Source organism: Pseudochrobactrum sp. AO18b, from assembly GCF_000409565.1.
Taxonomy (GTDB): domain Bacteria; phylum Pseudomonadota; class Alphaproteobacteria; order Rhizobiales; family Rhizobiaceae; genus Pseudochrobactrum; species Pseudochrobactrum saccharolyticum.
Genome location: NZ_ANNO01000434.1, coordinates 1 through 1,703 on the forward strand (window position 1 = coordinate 1; position 1,703 = coordinate 1,703).

General features: G+C 47.4%; 2 protein-coding genes and 1 tRNA gene. 2 read left to right on the top strand and 1 reads right to left on the bottom strand.

Going from position 1 to position 1,703, the window contains the following annotated elements; all coding sequences use genetic code 11:
- Nucleotides 1-88: 88 nt before the first annotated feature.
- Nucleotides 89-178: transfer RNA gene (locus A918_RS0116400), tRNA-Ser, on the bottom strand.
- Between the two features lie 217 nt (nt 179-395).
- On the opposite strand from A918_RS0116400, the gene A918_RS0116405 reads away from it, so the two are divergent.
- Nucleotides 396-854: a YbaK/EbsC family protein gene (locus tag A918_RS0116405; RefSeq protein ID WP_022712104.1), complete on the top strand. Its 459-nt coding sequence runs from the start codon at nt 396-398 to the stop codon at nt 852-854.
- A gap of 244 nt (nt 855-1,098) precedes the next feature.
- Nucleotides 1,099-1,563 carry an iron-responsive transcriptional regulator RirA gene (gene rirA / locus A918_RS0116410; RefSeq protein ID WP_022712105.1) on the top strand — a complete coding sequence of 155 codons (465 nt, stop codon included), beginning with the start codon at nt 1,099-1,101 and terminating at the stop codon, nt 1,561-1,563.
- Nucleotides 1,564-1,703 lie beyond the last annotated feature (140 nt).

Genomic DNA, 1,703 nt, shown 5'->3' on the forward strand with positions numbered 1-1,703 from the left:
TAATAAGTGCAAAGAAGAAACGTATGACCCTTTAAATACAAAGGCTCAGCTACAGATAAAAAGCAATCAACATGGGGAAAATAAATTATGGCGGAGGGGGTGGGATTCGAACCCACGGTACGGTCTCCCGCACGCCGGTTTTCAAGACCGGTGCCTTAAACCACTCGGCCACCCCTCCTCAGGCAAATCAGCCCGAAACGCACTGTGATGGCGAATGAAGGCTACATACAGGCACTCTTGTCGTTTCGTCAATCGCCTCCGCTTAAATTATTGTGCTTGTTTGCAAATAATTGTTGAGACCGCATGATGTTCTGTATCATCATGCGGGCAATCCCGAAATTCAGAACCATTCCCCTTTGATGTGACTGTTCTGACGAAAGCGCACAGGAAATCTCATGAGCCTTGAAACTGTGAAAGCCTTTTTTGCTGAAAAAGCACCGGATGTGCAGGTTATTGAGCTGGAAACCAGCACTGCAACTGTTGCTGAAGCTGCTGCCGCTCATAATGTGGAGCCTGCACAAATCGCCAAAACACTTTCACTCAAACTTGGTGAAGATATCATCCTGCTTGTTGCCCGCGGTGATGCACGGCTCGACAACCGCAAGTTCAAAGATCAGTTTCAGAACAAGCCGCGCATGCTGGATTTTGATTCTGTTTTGGAGGCCACAGGTCATCCTGTCGGCGGGGTCTGCCCTTTCGGTGTTGCGGAACATTTGAAAATCTATTGTGACGTTTCGCTGAAAGCCTTTGAAGAGGTTTTGCCTGCGGCCGGTGCTGTTAACAGTGCTGTGCGAATTAATCCGCATCGTCTGGCCGAACTGACCAATGCAAAATGGGTGGATGTGTGTCAGTAAGCCTCTGACAGATATTGCAAATCTCTTGCGGAATCAGCAATTTCGCTTCGGCTGAATACATAATCACGGCCTGTAAACGGTCACCGGAATGTGACTTTAAAACAAGGGCTGTGCAAAATCACTAAAACATGATTAATTTTAGTGACTTTAATTTCAAAACAGGACTTCATATTTATTCAGAATAGTTCTAAACTGCGCTCATGTTTTTAGCAGCGCCCTGATGCGCTGCGGGAAAGGACCTGAAATGCGTCTTACCAGACAGACCAATTATGCTATTCGGATGCTGATGTATTGTGCAGCAAATGAAGGCAGTCTCAGCCGTATTGCTGAAATCGCCAAGGCCTATACGGTCTCGGAATTGTTTTTGTTCAAGATTTTGCAGCCGCTCGTTGAAAACAACATTGTCACAACAGTACGCGGACGCAATGGCGGCGTGAAACTCGCCCGCCCTGCTGCGGAAATTTCGCTGTTTGATGTGGTGCGTGTGACTGAAGATAATTTTGCGATGGCAGAATGCTTCGACAGTGACAGTGAGTGCCCGCTGATTGACAGCTGTGCGCTGAATTCTGCTTTGCGCGAAGCACTGAATGCTTTCTTCACAGTGCTTGGCAAATACAGCATTCAGGATCTGATTGATGCACGGCCGAATGTACGCAAGCTGCTGGGTATTGATGAGCTGGAAGTTCGCGCAGTCGCTGCGGCACACTAGAGCATTTCACAGTCAAGTTAGATCAACTTGACGCCCGTGATAATGCGACCAAATAAAGAATCCAGAGTGAGCACTATGATTCAATCCGGACGTAAACCGCTCTAATCCCGTTTATCCATGAATTTAAGAAGCCCCCCAAC

Excerpts from the sequence above, each read along its gene's own strand:
- A918_RS0116405 (WP_022712104.1), top strand. The coding sequence starts at position 396 with ATGAGCCTTGAAACTGTGAAAGCCTTTTTTGCTGAAAAAGCACCGGAT.
- rirA (WP_022712105.1), top strand. The coding sequence starts at position 1,099 with ATGCGTCTTACCAGACAGACCAATTATGCTATTCGGATGCTGATGTAT.